General features: G+C 40.5%; 17 protein-coding genes. 7 read left to right on the top strand and 10 right to left on the bottom strand.

Translation table 11 applies throughout. From position 1 onward, the window contains the following. The first annotated feature begins 21 nt into the window (after positions 1–21). From RM368_RS29485 to RM368_RS29500, 4 genes are all read left to right on the top strand, one after another. A complete protein-coding gene (locus tag RM368_RS29485; protein ID WP_322697344.1) occupies positions 22–570 on the top strand; it encodes a hypothetical protein in 549 nt (182 codons plus the stop codon). Then, positions 567–941, top strand: a complete 375-nt coding sequence (locus RM368_RS29490; RefSeq protein ID WP_322697345.1) for a hypothetical protein — start codon at positions 567–569, stop codon at positions 939–941. Before RM368_RS29485 ends, RM368_RS29490 begins: the two co-directional genes overlap by 4 nt. Before the next feature lie 558 nt (positions 942–1,499). Next, positions 1,500–3,323 (top strand): group II intron reverse transcriptase/maturase, encoded by a 1,824-nt coding sequence (gene ltrA / locus RM368_RS29495; RefSeq protein WP_322697346.1) that lies wholly within the window; start codon positions 1,500–1,502, stop codon positions 3,321–3,323. A gap of 44 nt (positions 3,324–3,367) precedes the next feature. Further along, a complete protein-coding gene (locus tag RM368_RS29500) occupies positions 3,368–4,861 on the top strand; it encodes a hypothetical protein (RefSeq protein ID WP_322697347.1) in 1,494 nt (497 codons plus the stop codon). A gap of 377 nt (positions 4,862–5,238) precedes the next feature. On the opposite strand, the gene RM368_RS29505 is transcribed toward RM368_RS29500, so the two are convergent. Both RM368_RS29505 and RM368_RS29510 read right to left on the bottom strand, forming a co-directional pair. Further along, complete coding sequence (locus tag RM368_RS29505) at positions 5,239–5,508, bottom strand: hypothetical protein (RefSeq protein ID WP_322697348.1); 270 nt, start codon at positions 5,506–5,508, stop codon at positions 5,239–5,241. 451 nt (positions 5,509–5,959) lie between these two features. Beyond that, positions 5,960–6,568, bottom strand: coding sequence for a hypothetical protein (locus tag RM368_RS29510; RefSeq protein WP_322697349.1), 609 nt, complete (start codon positions 6,566–6,568; stop codon positions 5,960–5,962). 495 nt (positions 6,569–7,063) lie between these two features. On the opposite strand from RM368_RS29510, the gene RM368_RS29515 reads away from it, so the two are divergent. The 3 genes from RM368_RS29515 to RM368_RS29525 all read left to right on the top strand — a co-directional run bounded on the left by RM368_RS29515 (position 7,064) and on the right by RM368_RS29525 (position 8,602). Beyond that, a complete protein-coding gene (locus tag RM368_RS29515; protein WP_322697350.1) occupies positions 7,064–7,315 on the top strand; it encodes a UPF0175 family protein in 252 nt (83 codons plus the stop codon). Continuing rightward, complete coding sequence (locus RM368_RS29520; protein WP_322697351.1) at positions 7,308–7,793, top strand: DUF3368 domain-containing protein; 486 nt, start codon at positions 7,308–7,310, stop codon at positions 7,791–7,793. The genes RM368_RS29515 and RM368_RS29520 overlap by 8 nt, the downstream gene beginning before the upstream one ends. A gap of 230 nt (positions 7,794–8,023) precedes the next feature. Beyond that, complete coding sequence (locus RM368_RS29525; protein ID WP_322697352.1) at positions 8,024–8,602, top strand: tyrosine-type recombinase/integrase; 579 nt, start codon at positions 8,024–8,026, stop codon at positions 8,600–8,602. An 84-nt stretch (positions 8,603–8,686) separates the two neighbouring features. Here the strand turns inward: RM368_RS29525 and RM368_RS29530 are convergent, their stop codons facing one another. The 8 genes from RM368_RS29530 to RM368_RS29565 all read right to left on the bottom strand — a co-directional run bounded on the left by RM368_RS29530 (position 8,687) and on the right by RM368_RS29565 (position 21,319). Further along, entirely contained in the window at positions 8,687–8,812 is a 126-nt protein-coding gene (locus RM368_RS29530; protein ID WP_322697353.1) for a hypothetical protein, read from the bottom strand. Positions 8,813–8,873: 61 nt separating this feature from the next. Next, positions 8,874–9,851 carry a DUF928 domain-containing protein gene (locus tag RM368_RS29535; RefSeq protein ID WP_322697354.1) on the bottom strand — a complete coding sequence of 326 codons (978 nt, stop codon included), beginning with the start codon at positions 9,849–9,851 and terminating at the stop codon, positions 8,874–8,876. 32 nt (positions 9,852–9,883) lie between these two features. Then, positions 9,884–11,662 carry a CHASE2 domain-containing protein gene (locus RM368_RS29540; RefSeq protein ID WP_322697355.1) on the bottom strand — a complete coding sequence of 593 codons (1,779 nt, stop codon included), beginning with the start codon at positions 11,660–11,662 and terminating at the stop codon, positions 9,884–9,886. 2 nt (positions 11,663–11,664) lie between these two features. Continuing rightward, positions 11,665–12,075, bottom strand: a complete 411-nt coding sequence (locus tag RM368_RS29545) for a hypothetical protein (protein WP_322697356.1) — start codon at positions 12,073–12,075, stop codon at positions 11,665–11,667. A gap of 86 nt (positions 12,076–12,161) precedes the next feature. Then, positions 12,162–13,298 (bottom strand): trypsin-like peptidase domain-containing protein, encoded by a 1,137-nt coding sequence (locus RM368_RS29550; RefSeq protein ID WP_322697357.1) that lies wholly within the window; start codon positions 13,296–13,298, stop codon positions 12,162–12,164. Positions 13,299–13,473: 175 nt separating this feature from the next. Beyond that, a complete protein-coding gene (locus tag RM368_RS29555) occupies positions 13,474–16,377 on the bottom strand; it encodes a CHAT domain-containing protein (protein ID WP_322697358.1) in 2,904 nt (967 codons plus the stop codon). Continuing rightward, positions 16,356–18,161 carry a ShlB/FhaC/HecB family hemolysin secretion/activation protein gene (locus RM368_RS29560; RefSeq protein ID WP_322697359.1) on the bottom strand — a complete coding sequence of 602 codons (1,806 nt, stop codon included), beginning with the start codon at positions 18,159–18,161 and terminating at the stop codon, positions 16,356–16,358. Before RM368_RS29560 ends, RM368_RS29555 begins: the two co-directional genes overlap by 22 nt. Positions 18,162–18,223: 62 nt before the next feature. Further along, complete coding sequence (locus tag RM368_RS29565) at positions 18,224–21,319, bottom strand: filamentous hemagglutinin N-terminal domain-containing protein (RefSeq protein ID WP_322697360.1); 3,096 nt, start codon at positions 21,317–21,319, stop codon at positions 18,224–18,226. Positions 21,320–21,353 lie beyond the last annotated feature (34 nt).

A 21,353-nucleotide genomic window follows, 5' to 3' on the forward strand; every position in this document is an offset into this window, starting at 1 on the left:
TAGTTAAAAGGACACAGGCTGATGCTAGTAAGGAAACGAAATGAAGATCCTCATAGCGTCAGCCCTTTTTTGCATGAAGGGCTGGCACAAACACCACAATCAACTAAGCAGCATCAACAACCCGAACAGTTACCACCACTGCCAGAAAATAACAGAGGTAGAACATTTAGACGTGCTGGTAATGCTTGTGAGATTGTCGCTGGTAGTTGTTTAAACAGTGCAGTGATTTTTACTTTTCATCTGTTGCAAGTTCACCCCGTTGGAATGTTCCTAGCTGTAGGTACTGCACACCTGTATTTTACTGCCACTGCAACAGGTGAAGGGTTCAATAATTTCGTTACTAATTTAATGACTGGTTGCAGTGCATCACTGGCGTTATTGTGTGCGCTTTCCGAACCGATTAGTGAATGGAATGAATCGAGAACTTCTACTAGTACAGTTAAGACTTCTATTGAGTCGGTTTATAAGCCAAAAACTGCTGAATCTTCAAGTTGGATGGATGGTGCAGGAGTGGGCATATTTCTAGTAATATTAATGTTTTTTCTATTTGGTGGTAGGAGAGGGAAATGAATTATTTAAGCGAGAAACATAAACAGTTATCCGAGTCACAACAGTCGGGTTTAATGTTGTGGTTTGGTGGCCTAACAATGGACAAGAAAGCTGTTGCAATTGGGCTTAGTTTGACTGTGGGTATTGGATCGGCGGCGATGGCATGGCAAGGAACGAGCAGCGATCGGATCTACTTCTGCATTAAAACCCCTTTGAAAACATTGGTGTGTCAGGACAAAGATAACCGTCCTTTTCGCATGACTCCTTTTTATTGGGAGCAATGGCAGTTAGAAGGAATGCCGCGCCAAGTAGTGCGTAACCCAGCTATGGGGGTTAACGGCTTAGTCAAAGCGACTAACCCATACAAACCGTTTCGGGGTGCGATTCGTTAGTCAGAAACTAGTACCTGTATGGGTCTAGGGGATTGACTGCTAGGTTCAAGCCTAGACAACTGATTAATAATGTAGGTGTAAATCCTACCCCTCAAGTGCTGAGGTGAAAGCCCTTTCCCTACGGTAGCGACTAGTCCTCAATCCGTAAAGCGGGAATGAAAGGCGCTCTTACTGGGAGCCTAAACCTGGTAAGGAGTCGAGCAAGATATCCATGAGTACGAAAGAAAGATACGTTTGAATCATCGTGAGGCTTATGCAGCGCAATCAGGCTGATACGCTGCGCCAAAAGGCAAAGGATAAGGGATTGGCAACTCCCAAATTGACCAATAAGCACCCCCAAGAAACCCGGTGAAGAGTGTCGCTCTAAAGATATCAGGATTATTAATCGGAACGAAGTAACTAATCAAACGCTCTCAGGTGGTCGAATACCTGAGTAGGTGCTAACCGGATGCCTTGATTAGCGAGATTGAGTAAGAAGCGAACGCTTGGCTGTAATGGTCAAGATAGGCTGACGTACTCACGATGATTTGGAAGGAAAACCTTAAGTAGTAAGTAAAAATGTCTAAAACACTGAGCAATCAGATGGTGGAATGGAACGGGATAAACTGGCGCAAGCTAGAAAAGACCGTTTATAAGCTTCAAAAGAGAATTTTCCAAGCCTCTCAACGTGGAGATACTAAAGTAGTCCGGCGACTCCAAAAAACACTGATGAGGTCTTGGTCAGCCAAGGCTATATCTGTCCGCAAAGTAACCCAGGATAACCAAGGCAAGAAAACCGCAGGCGTTGACGGTATTAAATCCCTCACACCCAAGGCTAGACTTGAATTGGTTCTCAGCTTAAACATTAACAAAAAAGTTAGTGCAACCCGCCGAGTTTGGATTCCCAAATCAAACGGAGATAAGCGCCCACTTGGGATACCTACAATGATAGACAGGGCAACTCAAGCCCTTGCCAAACTAGCCTTAGAGCCAGAATGGGAAGCAAAGTTTGAACCAAATAGCTACGGTTTCCGACCAGGACGCAGCGCCCACGATGCAATTGGAGCAATATTTATCGCCATCAAACAAAAGAGCAAATACGTTCTAGATGCTGATATAAGTAAATGCTTCGATAAAATCAACCACAAAGAATTGCTTAACAAAATCAATACATTTCCAACAATGCGGAGACTTATCAAAGCATGGTTAGAATCCGGTGTAATAGATGACGGGCAATTCTCCCTGACTAACGAGGGTACACCCCAAGGTGGTGTAATCTCTCCCCTACTAGCTAATATAGCCCTACATGGGTTAGAGCAAGTAACCACAGATTACGCACGTAGCCTTAAGGGTGACAAGACACCAAATCAAAAGTCAATATCCCTAATAAGATATGCCGACGATTTTGTAATCCTCGCCAACAAAAAATCTCAAATCATCGAAATGAGAGATTTGGTCACAAAGTGGTTAGCAAAAATGGGTCTAGAATTAAGTCCTAGCAAGACCAGAATTGGTCACACTCTACTAAACCCGATAATCCCAGAAAAAGAATCAGAAGACTATAAAGACTCCGGGTTTGATTTTCTCGGATTCAACGTCAGGCAGTATGAGGTAAATGACAACCACTCAGGGAAGTCATCCAACGGTAAAAAGCTAGGATTTAAGACATTCATCAAACCCAGTAAGAAAGCGATTAAGAAACACTACGACGCAATCGCAGAAATTATCGACGCTCACAAATCAGCCCCACAAGCTGCACTAATAGCAAAACTTAACCCCGTCATTAGGGGATGGGTCAACTACTATTCGACAGTTGTAAGCAAAGAAACATTCTCGAAGCTTGACAATCTAGTGTATCAAAAGCTTTCCAGATGGGTAAATCGCCGCCACCCAGGTAAATCTGGGTCATGGGTAGCCAATAAGTATTGGCATACCGTAGGCGGGAATAATTGGGTATTCTCAGTAACTAGAGATGGTCTTGTAGCCGAAACCTTAATCAGCCATGCTAGCAAGCCAATTGTTAGACATATCAAAGTTAAGGGGACAGCATCGCCATTTGATGGAAACCTGAAATATTGGAGTTCTAGAAGAGGAGAACACCCCCTAGTGACTACGAGAGTTGCAAAACTTTTGAAAGAACAAAAGGGTAAGTGCGCTCACTGCGGATTGTACTTTAGGGAAGACGATTTAATCGAAGTTGACCATATCATCCCCAAATCCCTTGGCGGAAAGGATAAATACGGCAACCTCCAAGCATTGCATCGTCACTGCCATGACAGTAAAACTGCCAACGATGGTAGTAGAGGTACTCATAGCAAGAGCCAAGTCATTGAGGAGCCGGATGAGGTGAAAGTCTCACGTCCGGTTCTGAAGACGAGCGGGACTCGTGAGAGTTTCGCTTAGTTTAATCGTTTGGTGGATTCCTGGGGTTTGCGCTTGCGGGGTGGATGCTCCGCCATTGCCAGTATGAGGAGAAGCAGAGAGCCGTATTTGAAGACATTGCCCAAAAACGGGATGCGGCAAAAGCAGAGATGGCTGCACGTTCGGAGTTGTTAGATAGTTACCGAGATGTTGCGATCGCAGAAGTTCAACTACAAGCTGACTTGGATCTAATCGCCAATGATCGCACTGTGGATATTCAAAAAGCCGAGATTTACGCCCACACTGAGATTGAAGTCACGCAAATGGAGGCATCCGAGGCTATCTTTGAGGCGCAAACGGCTGGGATGACCGAGCAACAGAAAGCAGATTACATTAAGCAATTGCGTGAGATGAAAACGCCCTATCTGCAAGGTAGCCAGACTTTACAAGGGACGATTGACCCCAACGACAAGGTTACTGGATCTGAGCCAGGAGCGATTGCAAACAGTGACAAATATCGCTGGATTAACAACACCATCGGCTACCCCACTTTAATATTTGGTGGCATGGGTGCAGGTAAATCATGGACTACCAGAGAGATTATTTGGAAGAAAGTACAAGCTGGGTGGAACATCGTAGCGCTTGACCCGCACGGCACACAGGTCGAGTGGCGAGGTGTGCGGCTGATTACCGGCTACAAAGAAATAGCCGACTTCATGCAATGGTACATGGATGAAATGCGCCAGCGCTATGAAGATTACCGCAAGAGCGGGCTGACTGAAGAACAGTGGACAGAACGGTTAAGAAATAGCGGCAAGATGCTATCAGTTATCTGTGAAGAATTTACGACATGGACAGATAACATAGTTGAGCCAATGCCACAGAATTGTGATGAAGATAAGTGGAAGCCTGACCCTGATTTTATTGGTAAATGGTTTCGCTGTGCCATGACTGAATCTCGTAAACAATTAATGATTCCTTTGTTCGTAGCTCACGACCGCACAATGGAAATCTTAGCTAAAGCCAAAGGATTATCAAAACTTCGGGATGCGGCACTGTTAGAAGTAGAACTAATCGCAACTATTGACCCAATCACCACAGAGGCAAAAGCCAGTGGGAGAGGTAGGATTAAGCTACCTGGGCATGGGCAATGGATTGATATTGAACTGCCTAAACTTGACCACAAGCGAATTGATTTTCGGCTTGATGAATCTGTAACAAGCGACGCTCAAAGCAATACCAAAAAGGTAGAGCCAAAACTTTCAAGCGACACCGAAACAGCCGAGCGCATCTGGCAACTGGAATTTAATTTAGATAAGCCTTCATCTGACTCTAGTCCAACCCAATCACTAACACCATTTGCCCAATCATTGCTGCAATTCCTCCAGCGCACAGGAAGAACATCGGCAGTCATACAGGAGATACAGCCCAACTTTAAAGTTAAAGGTCAACGGTTCAGTTCTGAGGAATTGAAGCGACTGTTTAATGAATTGGTAGAAAACAGTCTGGCCGTCTGGCTAGATGCCTCGACTATCGAAATCACTGAAAATTGGACAGACGGACAGAGTGGACAGAATTAGACAGAATCCTTATGGAACAAGGGACAGAAGTAGACAGACAACCAGACAGAACTTTTTGGCAGACATCAACTCCAGACACAGCAGACACCAAAAGCCTGAAACCCTTATACGGGGTTCTGGTAGCAAAGGAACAGGAATGTACGTTAAGCCCAAGATGCTGACTGTAATTGAGTTTGAGCCGTCGCCCTCAAATCTGTCTATTCCTGTAATAAAGATTATTATCACAGGAAAAATACGCTCAAAGCCTAAATTCTCGGTGAGAATGAGGCATTGAAGAAGGTAGAAATTTTATCGTTATCACAGGAATTAGTCGTTAGCGTACATTTTGGTTCCAATGCTACTCGCACGCGGTAATAAGCAAAAGTTGGAATCAAATACTAAAATATTTTCTTAATGAAAGATGGTGTGATATCATCCACAAAATTTGCTACCGAAGATACTCCCTCAACATAAATATCGACTCCATCCTTTATTGTGTTGGTTACGGGGTTGTCACTTATAAACTCTCCAACTTTATCTGCGGCGTTAATAATTTCATCAGGTACACTTCCGCCAATACCTGTTGTTTTCGCACTTTCCGCTACTATTTTTATTGGGAAAACGTAAAATTCACCAATACCTGGGGATTTCATTTCATTATTTTCCATAATTAAAGACCCGGTAATCTCTGTATTTGTTGTATAAATTTAATAACTAATTAATTCAAAAACCCACAGTATTATTACTAAAATAATTTACACTAGTTATTTACTTCCTGGTGTTTCGACTAGTTCCAGGTGCGAAACTCCAAACCTTTACGGCGATTGATTGTTCGTCCATTGTGCTTAACTCAGATATTGCACCTGAAAATATGAATGTCAAAACCACAACTACGTACAAGGTGAGCAACCGGAATTTTGAAACGTTTCACATCAGTTGTTGACATGGATACAAATGGCGAGCGACGCTCGCCTCTTTCCCCACCCCTACTACGATTATCATTTTTATTAACAGCTTTTTGAGTATTTTAGCTGATTGACAAAATGTACTTTTTCTTAACCTGTCACGGGTGAGACCCAGCCACCGTTCGGTTGACTGACGCTTGGCGATCGCCTTCTACTAACTAATTTTCACTGCTTGCTTTTGCTCGTCCCCCAATACCGGGAAGTACCGCCGAGCATTAAGGGGCTTCTTCCACCCAGTCAACTCATACAGGTACTCATCAGGGTCAAGGTTGAGCATTGTTGCCCATTGATTGATTTGACTGCCGTTGATGTTTATCCGCTCACACAGGTCTGTCTTGGTTAGCCCTTGTTTAGCATCATGATCAGAATGGGAGAATTTGATTTTGCCTCTGGGGATGTCCTCTACCCTCTCTCTGAGAGATGATAACCCCGCGTTTATTAAGGCTTGCCGTAGTCCGTCGATTTCTGTTCTGAGGGAGTTAATCTCATCATTGAATTCTCTTTGCTGCTCGGCTACGGCTGCCTCTAGACCATCGATTTCGGTGGTTTTAACCTTAAGCTGCTTTACCTCTTGTTCAAGGTTCTCTGGCATCACTTCAATGGGAATATTGCCCTCTAAATAATGCTCAAGTATAATTGTGAGAGCTTGAGACGCTTTCTTTATTTTGTGTGTTTTCATCCACTTCTCTAAGCTAGCGTAGAGGCTGAAGTCAAGGTATGTCGTCACTTTAGCGTGGTTATCTAACCAGTCTTTAGTTGCCATATACTGCTTGTTCTATATTGGTAATTTAAAGTCAATTACGTTAAATTTAAAACAATATTATTGTCATATACTGCTGTGTTAATAGTATTTTACTAATACACGTTGGCAGCTTACTGCATAAGGTTAAGAAAACTAAAGTAAGTCACTAAAATTTAAAAGTATCTGACTCTAAATTTCTAAATAGCAAGGGGTATCTGAACTAGATTGAATAAGGCAAGCAGCTAAGAGCTATTATCAATTAAGTAAATTACAGCAGCAAATAATTTAAGCTACAGTCAGGTAATTATTTAAATAAGTTGCTTGCTTTAATATACTTGTAGATTATTAGTAACCTAAAGCAACTTACCCAAGTAAGTCACTCTCGCCTAAACCCAGACATAGAGCGGGTGTTATCTCAATCGTGGTTGGTGGTAGCACAACAAGCGCACCGGGGCAGCGATCGCTTTTAAAAAGAAATGGTTGATATTATTAATGCAGCAATTTAGGACAGAAATCATGTCTAATGTCACGATTAACCTGCCAGAAGAAGTATTTAGCGCCCGTCGCCTTTCTCCAGAAGAGTTTGTGCGTGATATGCGCCTCGCTGCTGCTATCTACTGGTATCAGAAACAGGAAATCTCGATGGAGAAAGCAGCCTCGGTTGCTGGGCTAAACCGCCGAGACTTTCTAGCTGTCCTAGCCCGTGAACAAGTGGATGTCTTCGCTGTTGACGAGGATGATTTGCAGAGCGAGTTGAACCGTGGCTGAACTGCCTGCTATTAACACATCGCCACTAATTTTTTTGACTAAAGGTGGGTTTCTCGATTTATTACAGGTCATTAGTTCATCGGTTATTGTTCCCGATGCTGTAGCCACAGAAATTCAGGCGTATGGGTCAGCAGACGTAACAGCAGTGGCGCTCAACAATACTGATTGGTTGGTTGTACAAGAAACACCACCAGTCCCGAATGTGATTCAAAGCTGGGATTTGGGTCTAGGTGAGTCCGCCGTACTAACCTGGGGCTATGTAAATCCAGGTACAGAAGTAATTCTAGATGATTTAGCGGCCCGTCGTTGTGCTGCCACCTTGGGAATTCCGGTACGGGGAACATTAGGCATCGTTATTACTGCTAAACAACGAGGGGTAATTCCGGCTGCACGTCCAGTTTTAGAACAATTGCGCCAGTGTGGAATGTATTTATCTGACCGCGTGATCAATCACGCATTGGCATTGGTAGGGGAATAGATTGACTACCAAGCCTAGAGCGGATCATACCTGATGATGGTTATAGCGCTCTTCGTATAAGCAGATATGATGAATCACACGCAATCATAGGGTTTTCAGGCTGTGGTGATTCCGAGTGATTGATAAGCTGCGGTTCAGTTGGGTAATGGTAAACGAAAGAATGGGGATCGTAGCGAGTTAAACTGTCTATAAAAAGACCCTTTTACAGACAGTTAGGGTGTTGGTGGCGAATGTTGGAGAGAAAGAAGAATGAAGAGTATCGGAGCCGGGAGTATCTGACCATAGAGGAGGTTAAGGTACTAATAGAGGCAGCAGGCAACAGGGGCAGGCACAAACAGCGCGATTACTGTCTGTTACTGTTGATGTTTCGCCACGGTTTGAGGGCAGGGGAGGCTTGCCGTCTCAAGTGGGATGCGATTATGTTTGACAGGGACATCATTTATATTAACCGTCTGAAGGGGAGTTTGAGCGGCAATCATCCGTTACAAAATGATGAAATCTCAGCACTGAAGATTTTAAGGGAGCGGTATAAAGACCACGGGAGTTACTACGTGTTTGTGAATGAGCGCGGTAAGTCTTTGACCGTGGCAGCGATTCAGAAGATTGTTTCTCGTGCCGCAGATGCAGCAGACCTGCCGATTAAGGTACATCCGCACATGATGCGCCACAGTTGCGGCTATTACTTGGCTGACCAACAACGCCCAACCAGGGATATTCAAGCGTATCTGGGGCATACAAATATTCAACATACAGTCCGCTACACTGCCCAAAACCCCAAAAGGTTTGAGTCTTTTGATTGGGACTGGTGATCTAATAAATTAAGTTAAAGATAGTTTAAAAGGGTGGTAAAAGCCACCCTTTTGATTTTAGTAATTGATATATTGTTGAGCCTTTTAATCCGTTAAGTTTCTCCAAAGCCAGTAAGCACCACAACCTAGTGCAGCTGCTGCAACTGGTGCAGCGGCTGCAACAACAATACCTCCTACCATTGTTCCCCCTCGCCCACGCACGATTATCATTTTCAATAAAACTATTTTGAGTATTTTAACTGATTGACAAAATGCGCTTTATTTTAACCTCTCACGGATGGTCAGCCACTTGAAGTTTTTGTCCGGGATCACAATAATAACCTATATTTTCATCACTAAGACCTACTTCTTTTAATAAGTCACTCCAGTATTGGGCAAGTACAGGATTATTAGGATCAGCGCAACGAGACTCAACCAAATAGGTGATAGTGTCATACCATAGGTCATTATCAGCATAAATTTTAATGCGTTTTTCTGGTGTTCCTGCTTTTTGAAGCTGAGACTGTAAGTTTTTAATAGTAGAGGAATCTGCTAACTGCACCCATCCATCAACACTGGGATTTCTAGAAGGTCTGCGTGAGTCACAAACAATTGAAAAGAACCAATGGTAAGCTTGTCCTGATTTTAACCAGTTTTGATTAGAGGAAAAAATCGGAATTTGGAAACTAACAATCCCTACTTTATTGGATAGTTGAATAGGTATAGGTAAATCAAAGACATCATTCCCTTTTTCATCTTGCAACATAAACTCCGCAATTTCAACCAGTTTTGATTTATTTGAATCTACAAAAGCCGTGGTCATTTTTGGAACATAAAACCAGAATCTAGTATATTCGTTGCTTGTGAAACCAATAGAATAACTCAAGCTTTCTGACTGGTCTATTGTAGATTTATGTTCTGGAGTAGGTTCAAGCACAGGTATTAAGGCTTTGAGATGACTTTGCCAGTTAATGCACAATCCCCGTCTTGCTGCGTCACCTAGTCGTGCAGGTCTAGTAATTTCTTTCCTCCGATTTATACAAAAAAGAAAAAAGAAACATCGTTGTCCACTTCTTTGATTAACAAAAGTTTTGGATATTAATTGGAAGGGATTTGATAGCCTACCAATATTACTGAATTGCTCTTGAGCATAACTTATATTTATCTGAGATAATTTTTTAATTCGTGCATCTACAGAGAGTGGAGAAGATAAAATAATTATTAATAGAGCTATAGTTAAAATAACTTTTAGCCAATTTAATGATTTCATTGTAGTTACTTTGACAGCAGAAGTATTTATTGTTAATTACGCATTTGCCATAAGTTGATACCTATAATTATTCCGCTTGTACCTACTAATGCTAATGCTGTAGGTATCAGTGGCACCCATATCGCTTGCATAAAAAGCAGATAACAAACGGCAAATAACACCAATAATATTGTTACTACTAGCACCAGCCACAGTAGATTGTGAGTACGTTGCCAGACTAGTATTACACCTATCCCACCCATCAGAGACCAAACCCATATCCACAGTATTTCTACTTCAAAACTCCAGTAATACAATAATTTACGTCCATCAAGAACAGCACTGATAATTTGACTCACCATGTGAGCCTGAAGCACTACCCCTGACATTTTATTGTCAGGTGACTTAGTGATAGGTGTAAAATGTAAATCTTTATTATTTTCTTGATCTGTATAACCAATTAAAACAATTTTATCTTTTATCTTATTCTTCAAATCTGAATCATTATTTAATGTTAAGATTGCTCCAATAGAAATTGGTATTACTTGCCCTCTACGATAATTCAATAGTAACTGGTATCCAGATGGGTCATATCCTCCTTTCTCATCTATTTTCTGATAACCACCAGCACGGTCTTTATCACTCCACCAACTAACGCCTATTGGTTCAAAAGGAATAGGAAAAGTTTTTCGCTCATATTTTTTATTGCTAAAATATAAATAATCCTTTTCCCAAAAAGGTTCATAACCTTTAAATTCTAAGTATTTAACTGCTAATTGATAACTAAAAGAATATTGAGTTTTACAAATATTTTTCTCATTTATAACTGGATAAATTGGCTTGATACTTAGTAAATGCCTACGGACAGTTTCCTGAGTTAAATCATCAAACACAATATCACCAAAACCAAATCGCTCTAGCTCTATATTGTCAAAAATCTTAGCGCCTGGATAAGAAGCACTTTCACTTTTACAAACAGGAATAATATCTTGATTATTTGTAATATATTTATGCAATTCTTGAGATTCTTTATCTGAAACCTGAGAGTCATCATCATTTTGTCTTTGAGGGATATCTCGATAAATATCTATACCAATAACTTTTGGTTTATAATCTTTTTTGAGTTTTATTAAAATGTCATGCAGTTTTTTATCTGGCAATTCTGAGGTTTCAAATTGTTTAAGGTCATTAGCAGTAACTCCAATAACGACAATGCGGTCATCCCAATTCTCAAGAGGTAAACGGTACTGCATCAACAAGTCATAAGCCTCAAGTTCACTAGCTTGCATTAGTCCAGAGAAGCGAAGCAATCCAATTAAAACTGTCACCCCTAAACTTATTCCTGTGCTCTTGCAAACATTTATGTTTAGAATAAACTGTTTCAAATTAGTAGATTTTTCCTTCTCAACAATTATATATTGAGCAGGATAAACATCAAATATTTCAGAACTTAAATCAAATTTATTTTTAATTTCTTCGAGTGATTTATTTTCTAAAACAAGGTTATTGTTGATAATTATTTGGGCGATTTCACATCTTTCGTCATATCCTAAATAATTCATAAAAACATAAATAATACTTCCTAAAGTAGTAAATTTATTATTGTTTGGATTAACTCTTTTAGATAAAGCCCAATCGATAAGTTTTAAGGAGTCAATATTAGGATTCCCTGTCCAAACCCCAGATTTTTCACGCTTCCAGTTCTCAGGCAAATCTGCTTCTTGCACTAAACCCTTAAAAAAATCATTAGGGTTAGGCTGTGCATTAGCAGCTTGTATAGCTAAAATTTCTCCTAATCGGTTTTTATCCTCTTGCCTAATCTTCATAAACATAGTTAGTCTTCAGGGGGATCTATGAGAGCGACAATCAGCGTATACAAAATCAGCAATAGGGAGCCATATAGCGGGCGATAGAATCCTAAAGTTACAAACGGTCCCCCTAAAGCAAATACCCAAACTATAAATGCACCTGTAGATACTACTGTTTGAGTAATCGCAGGGGGCTTATTTTTAACTGATGTTTGCTTCACAGTCCAAACAGCAGTTAGCACGATTCCAAGAATAAAAGCAATCCACAGGAGCATAGTAGTTGGCACGTCACCACCACTCTTGATTAATCCAGTAACAGTAACCCAAGCACCAACAATATCTGCTGGAATATATTTAATAACTTTGTCAAAATACGTATCAATCTGTGTACCAGGGACTATGGATTCAAGCTGTTTTGTTAGGATGCGACGGGACATTTTCTAATCTCTGTTTCAATTGTGAGTTAATAAAGTATGTCAAAACTCGAAAATATAGTCTAAGAATTTGCCTTGGACTCATCTTGTTACTCAAGATAGGATTTAATTTCTTGATAGATGGCACTAAATAGAATACCTTCTCGGATAATTCCAAAAGACCTGCTTTTCTGCGCGTGGTGCAAGGCAACTACTTTCCAGTCTTCGTTAAAGCATGGCGCACCACTAGAACCATTTGATGTCCTAGTTACATACTGAATGCGTCCAGTATGTTCATAAACACCAGTTATTCCATTGCTACTGATAGCAACCTTCATTGACTCTCCTTCAGGATGCTGTAATAAATTGATACCCATCTGTGGAACAGGCACATTTTCGGAATCCCAAATAGCAGGTTGGATATTTCTTGCCTGCAAAATTTTTTCTTCTACTCGAAGTAACACGTAATCCAAATTTTCTGTATGACTGTAATGCACAATGGGTTGCTCGCTGGCTAATTTGAATATCTGTCCTTTAGTCTCAATACCTATTTCTGAGGTGAAGCAGCCAAACCGCAGCACTGCTCTGCGAGCGTTGGTATAGATTTCTGCATCATCAGTTGGCTTAAGTACATGATAATTGGTCAATAGCAGGGTGTTTGTAAGCAGAAAGCCTGTTCCTTGAGCGCATTGTTCTGGAATCTCGATGCGACATACTGAGGCGGCTTGTTGAATAGCCCGACTCAAGAATCCAACATCAAAAAAATCAGAGGCAAGTTTAAATAAACCTTCGAGTTCTAGCTCTTCAGTTGGTCCCCGCCACACTATTTCTGGACCAATATCAATTGCTTCGCCGATAACATGAGTCAGATGCTGGGGGACTTGGTAACGTATCACCAAATCTTCTAATAAACTTTTGCTCTGATAAAGTTGGTAGCGGATGATAAGAGCAACAATATAACTTGCAATGTCAAATCCTACATCTTCCAGCAATGGGTTCAAAAGGCTGCCCAAGGTGGTGTACGTTTTATCTAATGGATTTATTCCTTTTGCTAGCGCCCAGTCTATTAAACGACGCGCATCCCTTGGGGTATCTCCTGTCCAGACTCCGGCAGTCTCCTGATTCCATCGCTGTGGCAAACCTGCTCGTCTCACCAAATCTCTAAAAAACATTTGGGGTGCGACAAGTGCATCAGCTGCTTGTGTGGCTAAAATATTTGCTAGTTTGTTAATATCTTTATTTTGCATAGTCTGTAGACTAAAAATATACTTTTTTCCTTCAAATTTTTATTAATGTCTAAAATGAAAAGATATTTAATAAACATTGCTTTATTTTTTTGATAAAAATATTACATATTTAAGATAATTAACAGATGGATAGTAACATAAATTTTATATATGTTAAACAAAATTTTACTTAACATTAGCGCCAGTCTCCTACTAAAATATAAGGTGTCCACTGAGACAGTTTGTATCCACTTTTTAACAGAGACAACTGAGCTTTGCGCAGTGCTTCAGCCTTAGACAAATAGTGATATTTCAACTCTGTATAAAATTTTTTTGTAAATGTAAATGTAGAACGATCATCTCCAATACTCCATAAAGCAGCGATTGTGCTGCGTGCTCCTGCCCCAACTGCTACCCCAGCAATTCCTAGAACGTCGCGCTCATCTCCTGTAGCAGTTTCACATGCATTTAGAACAAGTAAATTAATGTAAGTAGGTCCCTTGCCAGGGAGTAGTGTTTTTAATTTATCTAGATTAATTTTCTCAAAACCAGCTTGTTTTCGTGATGCAGTCAGAATAAACGTATCTTTCCGATTAAAGCTGAATTGACCATGAGTTGTTAGATGAACTATGTTGTAAGAAAATGAGCTAAGTTTGGCTGGTAAATTGTTACTATTAAAATTCGTATCTAGAAGTTCTTCGGAGTCTTTGAGAATATTCTCAACTTCTTTAACTTCGGCTTCTGCAAGTTGAAGGTGACCAAATCCCTCTTGTTTGTCTTTTTCAGAGGGAGGTACAGATAACCCTGCAACCAGCCCATTTTTGAATTGATTTAACTGTTCATCCGCCTTTGGAACTAATAATTGCAAGCCGGGTGTTACTGCGATCGCATACTTCTCAATTAAATACTCACCCTCGCCATTTTTGGCTTTACTATCTCGTAAGGCAGCCATTGGAATATTTCGTAGAGAGTCATTTAGTACAAACAGCAAAGTCTTGATTTCTGGATGATTTCTCAATTCATTATCTTCTGCTTTGCGGATTACCCAGTCATACACTAACTCTGCTGCACTCTTACCCCTTTTAGACGAGAAGAAAGGCTGCTCCAAATAGTAGCGTAGTTGCCTGAAAGTATTTTCAATTGAATCTTTTGTTAAAGGTTGTCCATGTACATTTTTATCGGTTGTGTAGCGGTATAGTTGTGTATCTCCAGGTAGCTTTAGGATGATCTCTATTCGGTCTTCCAAAATAATTGGGTAAAGTATTGCAGCGTGTTTGTCTTCTTCTATGATTTTATCAATACTTGTTTGAACAGTTTTTGAGCAAGCTTCTTGAAAAAAGTTATCTAGTTCTGCTATTTGCAAATTATCAATCACTTCACGAGCTAGTTTTAAGTTAGGTTTGTCAGAACGGAGCAGTAAATCAACTAGTTTCCTATAAACAGGCTCTACAGCCTCACGAAACGAGAATTGAACGTCAGGATTGATAGCAGCTAAATCGCTGCGAAGTGATTTCAGTATTTCATAGGCTGCTGTATAGTGAGTAATTGCACTCTCAATATCACCATGCTCTTTGAGAAGATGACCCAACTCCCATTGCCATAAGTAAGCAATATCTGGTGAGGAATTGGATGCTGCAATACCCACAGCAAGTTGTAGTTGGTTTTTGGCATTTAGCCAATCTTCTTTCTGTTCGTATAAAATTCCCAGATACCCCTGGGCATAAGCCTCTGCTTTTAGGTCTCCTATAGCTTTAGCTTGTCGAATTAGTTTTTCCAACCTTGATTTAATATCCATTATTTTGGGGTAATTGGAAACTCCAGCTAGTCGGGAATTTTGCCCATTTATAGAATGATTTAAGCATCCTAAAAAAGTACTTGATGTCGCTTGTGTAGACATAGGTGCATTGGCAGATTTTGCTAGATCATAAAGGCATATCAAGCTAGTAACTAGATTAAGCTGTGTGTAGATTGATTCGTGGTTATTTGGAAGTGACTTATCGCTTAGATATTCAATTTCAGACCACGTCCTTACATACTTTTCAAATTGAGGTAGCCACTTATCAATTTGCTGCTGGATTTCATTGATTTTATTATTCAGGTTTTGACTGGGCGGTTGCCATTCTTTTTGAGTTTTTACTTGTATATTCTGTAACCATTGTTCAATATTTAATACTAAACTTAACTGATTAAGTCTTGCTTGAATTTGAGTACTTAATATAGCAGGATTATCCTTAGCTTTTTCATAAGCCTGTTCGTAATACTTTAGAGCCTTATTAGCATCATCTAATGCTGCTTGGAGGTCTGTCTGTGTTTGTGTTCTAGAATAAAAATCTTGTTTTCTTTTACTGAAAGCTTGGGTGGTATTTCCAAGACTAAGATAAACTGCCGCCATATCCTGAGAGCGCTGAGTTATATCTAAACTTTTCTTGAGGATGTCGTATGATAAATCTAAATTACCAAGCGCACGTAAAATATCACCAAAACTGCGTAAGCCTGTGATTGAAATTACAGATCCCGACAATTGACCAACTTGGTTAATAGATTGGAAAGATTTTTCTAATACTTTAATAAACTGCCTTCGCTCATATTCATTTAATTGTATTAACTCTCTACAGTCGTTTTGAAATCCGATGTTACTCTGTTCACCAAATTTAAATTCATTTTCTTGCAATCTAAAAGCTTCCAAGATGGTAGTGCATGCTCTGGGATAAAGTCCTAAAGCTTGTAAAGCTTGCGATTGGTTTATTTGGCTAATAATAACTTTGATTCTGTTTTTATCATTTGAGTGTTTATACATATCAGCAGCTTTTTGCCAACAATCCAAGGCTTCCGTAAATTGCCCATAGGCATACATTTCTCTGCCCTTTTCAAATAACTGTTCTGCATTGGAAATTTGAGAAACTGGGCATACAACCTGAGTCGTGCTCTTTTGTGTAGCAGTAACCCGTTCTGAAGACAGTACTTCTACACTGATAGCTACAATCATCCCCAGCATTGTTAATAGGATAAAGCCGATTATACGATAGCACTCTTTTTGAAAAAGATGACGACTGTAACTCCACACTTGCTTAACTTTGTCTAGAACGAAAAAGGATTCCATTCAACACCAAAATATAGACCGTTTTCTTGCCAAGTTCTCTTCTCTGAATTGGTAGATACCAAAGGAATGCCCCAGTCAAAATGAGCATTGAGGTGATCGCCCATCCGCAGACGCAAACCTAGTCCCACAGATGCCAAAATGTTTGAATTGGCATTTCGCTCGTTAGACTGATTTAACCCAACGCCAAAGTCAACAAAAGGAGCGACTTGTAAAACGCCATTCACTTGTGGGAATCGGGCAATGGGAAGCCTTGCTTCTACGGATGTGGAAATACCTGAGTCTGTCAATCGAAAATCCTGGCGATAACCCCTGACACTATCCTGTCCACCCAACTCAAACTGCTCTGGAGACAACAACGCCTGGTTAGCAAACTGCATATCACTACGAACTAGCAGCAAAGTGTCTGGAGCTAGAAGACGTATCCACTGCCCTTGTAATCGCCAGTTAAAAAAGCGGCTATCCGGAGGATTCTCATTAATTGTGGCATTAAGTAAACCTAGTCCAAAACTAAATTGAGAGCGAATTGCGATCACCTCCTGGTCTTTCCGATTTGTCCATTCCTGAAAGAAACGTAGTGCTGAAACTTGAGTTCGTCCTTCCTCATCTGCCCCCGATACTGGAAAAGGAATTTTCCCTCCTAGCAGAGATGCCTGACTTTGCCGATGCGATGCAGTTAATCCCAGTACAAGTTCTTGTCTCGGAGTTTGGATAATGGGCTGACGGAATGTCAGTTCGTAATAACGTGAGTTGGCATTAATATCAAGTTGATTAAAAGGGCGTTCAATCACATTGCTTGATGTATTACCGTAGCTGAAGCTGAGCGTGCTACCACTGGAATTGATGGGCAAAGTATAGTTAGCATCTATAATATTACTGCCATCTGTATTACCATAGGCAAGGCTAATACTATCTCCTAGTCCCAGTAGATTGGTTTCGTTAAATTGAACTTGTCGGCGGAAAGTCCCTATGTTAGGTGAGCGATTATTATCAATAAATAATTGAGACTTAAATGAATCATTTGCTGTTACTTTAACTTGTAGCAGGTTTGTACCAGGACGCGAGCCAGCAGACAACTCAGCTGACACACTTTTGATTAACGGATCAAGCTGTAACAATTGCAGGGCTTCTTCTAACCGCTTCTGCTTTAGTGGCTTGGTGGTAGCTCTGGCTAAACGGTTACGCACGTAGTTATTTAATCTTGGTGCGCCCGTCACTAGAATATCTTCCACCTCCCCTTCAAGAAGCTTTATTTTGACTACTCCGTTCACTATCTCTTGAGGTGCAATGTATGCTCCAGAAGTATTATAATCTGCATCCAAATACTTTTGTATAATTATAGAAGTGACATTCAAAAGTTCAGTAAAGGAGAGGGAACGATGAGTAAAGCAATTATTAATTTCTTTTAATAATTCATCTTTGCTGAATATACTACTGTCATTTTCAAGTTCAAATTTGTCTATATAAATGGTTGCAGGAATATCATCAGGGAAGTTTGTAGAAAATTCTGATGAGTTTGTTTTTAAGGAGGGGCAGCTGTCTAATTGTGAGTTAGTTGTAGATGTAATATAAAGAGATCGAGATAAATTTTTTGGAAAAACGGGTGATGGGGGTACGATATGTGCCCCAGAAAAGTGTTCAGGCGACATTAATTGAGCATTCAGAGGTGGAATGTCATTTAGAAAAGGTATTTTAGTTACAGTAAGAGTTGGATCAGCAAAATGAGAAGATTGAGCCGAGTTAAGCACTTGTGCTTTGGATGGTTCAGCTATGATATTACTGAGCATAAGACCTAGGCTCAATCCAAGCCTTGACAGGGGTAGGTAAAAAGTTGAGGTTGGTCTATTACTCATGGACAAATAGCAGGTTGTAGTCGGGGAGTCTGAGAGGTAGCATTTTGTGGCTCGGCTGTAAGAATGACATTGCCATTAGCTCCTATCTTCCAGCCTTGGGCAATCGCGATCCCACCCCGAATAGATTTCACAGAGTAGTTAAAGTCAGCAGTCTCAACGCTGGGAGCCATTGTATTTCCATCAGAGGTTAACACAGCGTCACCGCTAAGTGCCTCACTGGGGCTAGGAGGTAATCCTCCTCGCCCAGTAATAACAAACCTATTTGTTGCCTGTCTTCTACCTGGTTGGCAGTTTTGCGCAATTTGTGGAGGAGCAAAGTCCGCTCGCAGAGGGACTGTACCACGGCTGGGGTCGGCATTTGGTGTGTTAATAGTAACTACACCATTTAGGAACGGGTTAGTTTGTGAAATTGCAGTGATGTCATTAGTAAGTAAACGACTTGGGTCTAGTTGAGTAGGAGCGTCCGTCCCCAATAGTGTCTGAAGTTCTTCTCGACTACGTGGTACTAGCCAATATATGCCTTGAGTATTGATTTCAACTCTTCCACCTTTGCCCTGGAAAGCATTGGCTTTAATGTCGCTATTTTCTGAGGGGGCAGAGACGATAAATGAAGCGTTAATTCTGATATTGCCACCATCCCCACCAAATCGTTCCGTACCTGCTGTGGTTGATATTGAGCTATTACCACGCAGTAGTAGCAACTCTTTGATCTGGAGTTTAATGTCACCAGCACTGGTATTTCCTGCCAATGCTGAAAGATTGGAATTTTTTAGAGTATCGCTGAATACTCCAGCCTCGTTTGTTAAATATAAAAAAGGAGTTGTAATTTCAATACTACCTCCGTTGCCTACAGCTCCTTCTTGCACTGAGCTATAAGCACCACTGCTATTTTTATTTTTACCAATTCCATCAAACAAGATACGGTTACTAGCGTTGATGAACAAACTCCCTGCATCTCCTTGTGCCACAGTACTAGTATTAACTTGGGCACCATTTGTTAAGAAAAGGAGGGGCGTTGTAATCCTAATATTACCTCCGTTTCCTACCGCTCCAGGTCTGACTCTGCTGTATATACCACTAGAAAAATTATCAATACCGACACCATCAAGGGAAACTTGATTAGTAGCATGAATATTTATATTGCCTCCATCGCCTTTTCCTTGGGTACTAGCACTTACTACCGCTCCATTGGTTAAGGAAACAGAAGACGTTGTAATATTTATTTCTCCACCCTTACCTATACCACCAGACTGGACTGAGCTTTGCACAGCACTGGAAATTCCACTAAAACTTACCCCATCAAGTGATATTTGCTCGTTAGCATAAATATTGATATCGCCTGTACTGCCCTCTCCTCTTATACTGTTACCTACTTGAGCACCACCAGTCACAGAGAGATTGTTTGCTGTGATAGTAATATTTCCTCCCTTCCCCTTTGCTCCAGTATTCAAGCCACTTCTCACATAACTATCATCTAAGGAGACTCCATCTCTCGTAGAGACAGTTACACTACCTCCATTTCCCTGCCCACTAACACGGGTATTTAATAGAGCACGATTTGTCATGGAGAGTGATTGTGCAGTAACACTAATATCACCACCATCACCAACACCATCAACGCTACTACTGACAGAGCTAGCTTCTATTGCCAGTGCTCTATTTGCACTGAGCTTGATGCCCCCAGCTTTCGCACCAAGGAAACCTTGCCCTGCTGGTATACCCGATTTAATAATGTTTTGGAAAGTTGTATTACCTAAAATATTTAAATTCCTAGCATTGATGGAAACACTACCGCCATTTTCAGCAGATACATCAAGTAAAGAACCATTTGTGGCGCTACTAATGATGGCAACATCTGCTCTTACATCGCTTGGAATAGTGATTGTCGCTAAACTTTGACTGCTATTATCAATATTTAGATATACAACTCCTGATCCTGCTAAGCCTCCTATCTCAATTCGACCTCCTGGGGCTTTCAAAGTTGCACCTTCTAATAAAACATTTCCACCAACTAGCGCTAAGGTTTTACCAGGCTGAACAAACAGCCCAGCAGAGTTAGTAGATTGAGAGTTGGTTAGGTTAATATTGTAGGCTCCCAAATCATAACTACGATCTTGCCAGGTACTAAGGGGTGAACCTGCAACAGAAGCAACTGGGTTACCCAATGGATTAAAAATTTGCCCACTCAAACTGTAGGGATTTCTACAACAGCTATCTACACCCAAATAGTAGAAACCGGAAGCAGGGGGTATAAATGGTTGATTTACTGGCACAGTTGATTGGCGAGTTCCAGCAGCATCATCATTAGCATAAATACCCAGACCTTTTGCATTAAACAAAAACAATTGTACGTCTATATTAGTCGTACCAATTGTTGTTGCTTGAAATGGTTGACCACCAGTTAGGTAAACTTTATACAAGTCAACATCGTTGAGATTGTTCAGTGTGCCAGAAATTGCACTTGGGAAAGGTGAAGACTGAGTATTAATTGTCTGTGCTGTGTTAAGAGTCTCACCTGCATCCTCATTTTCAGAGATGTTCTTAGTCAACGGAAGATTGCCAGATATAACAACTATACTTCCTTCAGTACCGTAGAACTGCAAGCCAACAGGTACACTAACTGTTAACAGAGGAGGAGATGGGTTACTGGCACTAAACTCTGTGCCATCAGCAAATTTAATACTGCTTGCCGTGCTAGCAAAAAATGAGCCTCCAATGTTAAGAGAAGCATTGGGTCCAAAAACGATTCCATGTGGATTTAGCAAAAATAAATTAGCATTGTTATTAGCCCTAATAAGACCATCAATATTAGAAATTGACCCACCAGTTACTCGAGTAAAGATATTCTGTACATCTAAAGGATTATTAAAGAAAGCGGTATTGCCATTCAAAACAGAAAATTTTTCAAAACTATGGAACAAGTTACCTCCAAATCTAGTACCTCCCTCTATAAAGTTGATGCTTCCTTGAGAATTCACAGAGGAATTAATAGGTAATGTAGAGTCCGGAATAATTTGAGCTTTCGTTGGAGGAGAAATTAATAAGTACAACAAAATAGTTGTGTTTATAAATCCCAATCTTTGAATTGACATCTTTTAATAATTATTCTGAAGGTGAAAGTTGGAA

Source organism: Nostoc sp. DedSLP03 (genome assembly GCF_034530815.1).
GTDB lineage: Bacteria > Cyanobacteriota > Cyanobacteriia > Cyanobacteriales > Nostocaceae > Nostoc.

Excerpts from the sequence above, each read along its gene's own strand:
- RM368_RS29565 (WP_322697360.1), bottom strand. The coding sequence starts at position 21,319 with ATGTCAATTCAAAGATTGGGATTTATAAACACAACTATTTTGTTGTAC.
- RM368_RS29545 (WP_322697356.1), bottom strand. The coding sequence starts at position 12,075 with ATGTCCCGTCGCATCCTAACAAAACAGCTTGAATCCATAGTCCCTGGT.
- RM368_RS29490 (WP_322697345.1), top strand. The coding sequence starts at position 567 with ATGAATTATTTAAGCGAGAAACATAAACAGTTATCCGAGTCACAACAG.
- RM368_RS29525 (WP_322697352.1), top strand. The coding sequence starts at position 8,024 with ATGTTGGAGAGAAAGAAGAATGAAGAGTATCGGAGCCGGGAGTATCTG.
- RM368_RS29515 (WP_322697350.1), top strand. The coding sequence starts at position 7,064 with ATGTCTAATGTCACGATTAACCTGCCAGAAGAAGTATTTAGCGCCCGT.
- RM368_RS29550 (WP_322697357.1), bottom strand. The coding sequence starts at position 13,298 with ATGCAAAATAAAGATATTAACAAACTAGCAAATATTTTAGCCACACAA.
- RM368_RS29555 (WP_322697358.1), bottom strand. The coding sequence starts at position 16,377 with ATGGAATCCTTTTTCGTTCTAGACAAAGTTAAGCAAGTGTGGAGTTAC.
- RM368_RS29560 (WP_322697359.1), bottom strand. The coding sequence starts at position 18,161 with ATGCTCAGTAATATCATAGCTGAACCATCCAAAGCACAAGTGCTTAAC.
- RM368_RS29530 (WP_322697353.1), bottom strand. The coding sequence starts at position 8,812 with ATGATAATCGTGCGTGGGCGAGGGGGAACAATGGTAGGAGGTATTGTT.
- RM368_RS29485 (WP_322697344.1), top strand. The coding sequence starts at position 22 with ATGCTAGTAAGGAAACGAAATGAAGATCCTCATAGCGTCAGCCCTTTT.
- RM368_RS29535 (WP_322697354.1), bottom strand. The coding sequence starts at position 9,851 with ATGAAATCATTAAATTGGCTAAAAGTTATTTTAACTATAGCTCTATTA.
- RM368_RS29540 (WP_322697355.1), bottom strand. The coding sequence starts at position 11,662 with ATGTTTATGAAGATTAGGCAAGAGGATAAAAACCGATTAGGAGAAATT.
- RM368_RS29505 (WP_322697348.1), bottom strand. The coding sequence starts at position 5,508 with ATGGAAAATAATGAAATGAAATCCCCAGGTATTGGTGAATTTTACGTT.
- ltrA (WP_322697346.1), top strand. The coding sequence starts at position 1,500 with ATGTCTAAAACACTGAGCAATCAGATGGTGGAATGGAACGGGATAAAC.
- RM368_RS29500 (WP_322697347.1), top strand. The coding sequence starts at position 3,368 with ATGCTCCGCCATTGCCAGTATGAGGAGAAGCAGAGAGCCGTATTTGAA.
- RM368_RS29510 (WP_322697349.1), bottom strand. The coding sequence starts at position 6,568 with ATGGCAACTAAAGACTGGTTAGATAACCACGCTAAAGTGACGACATAC.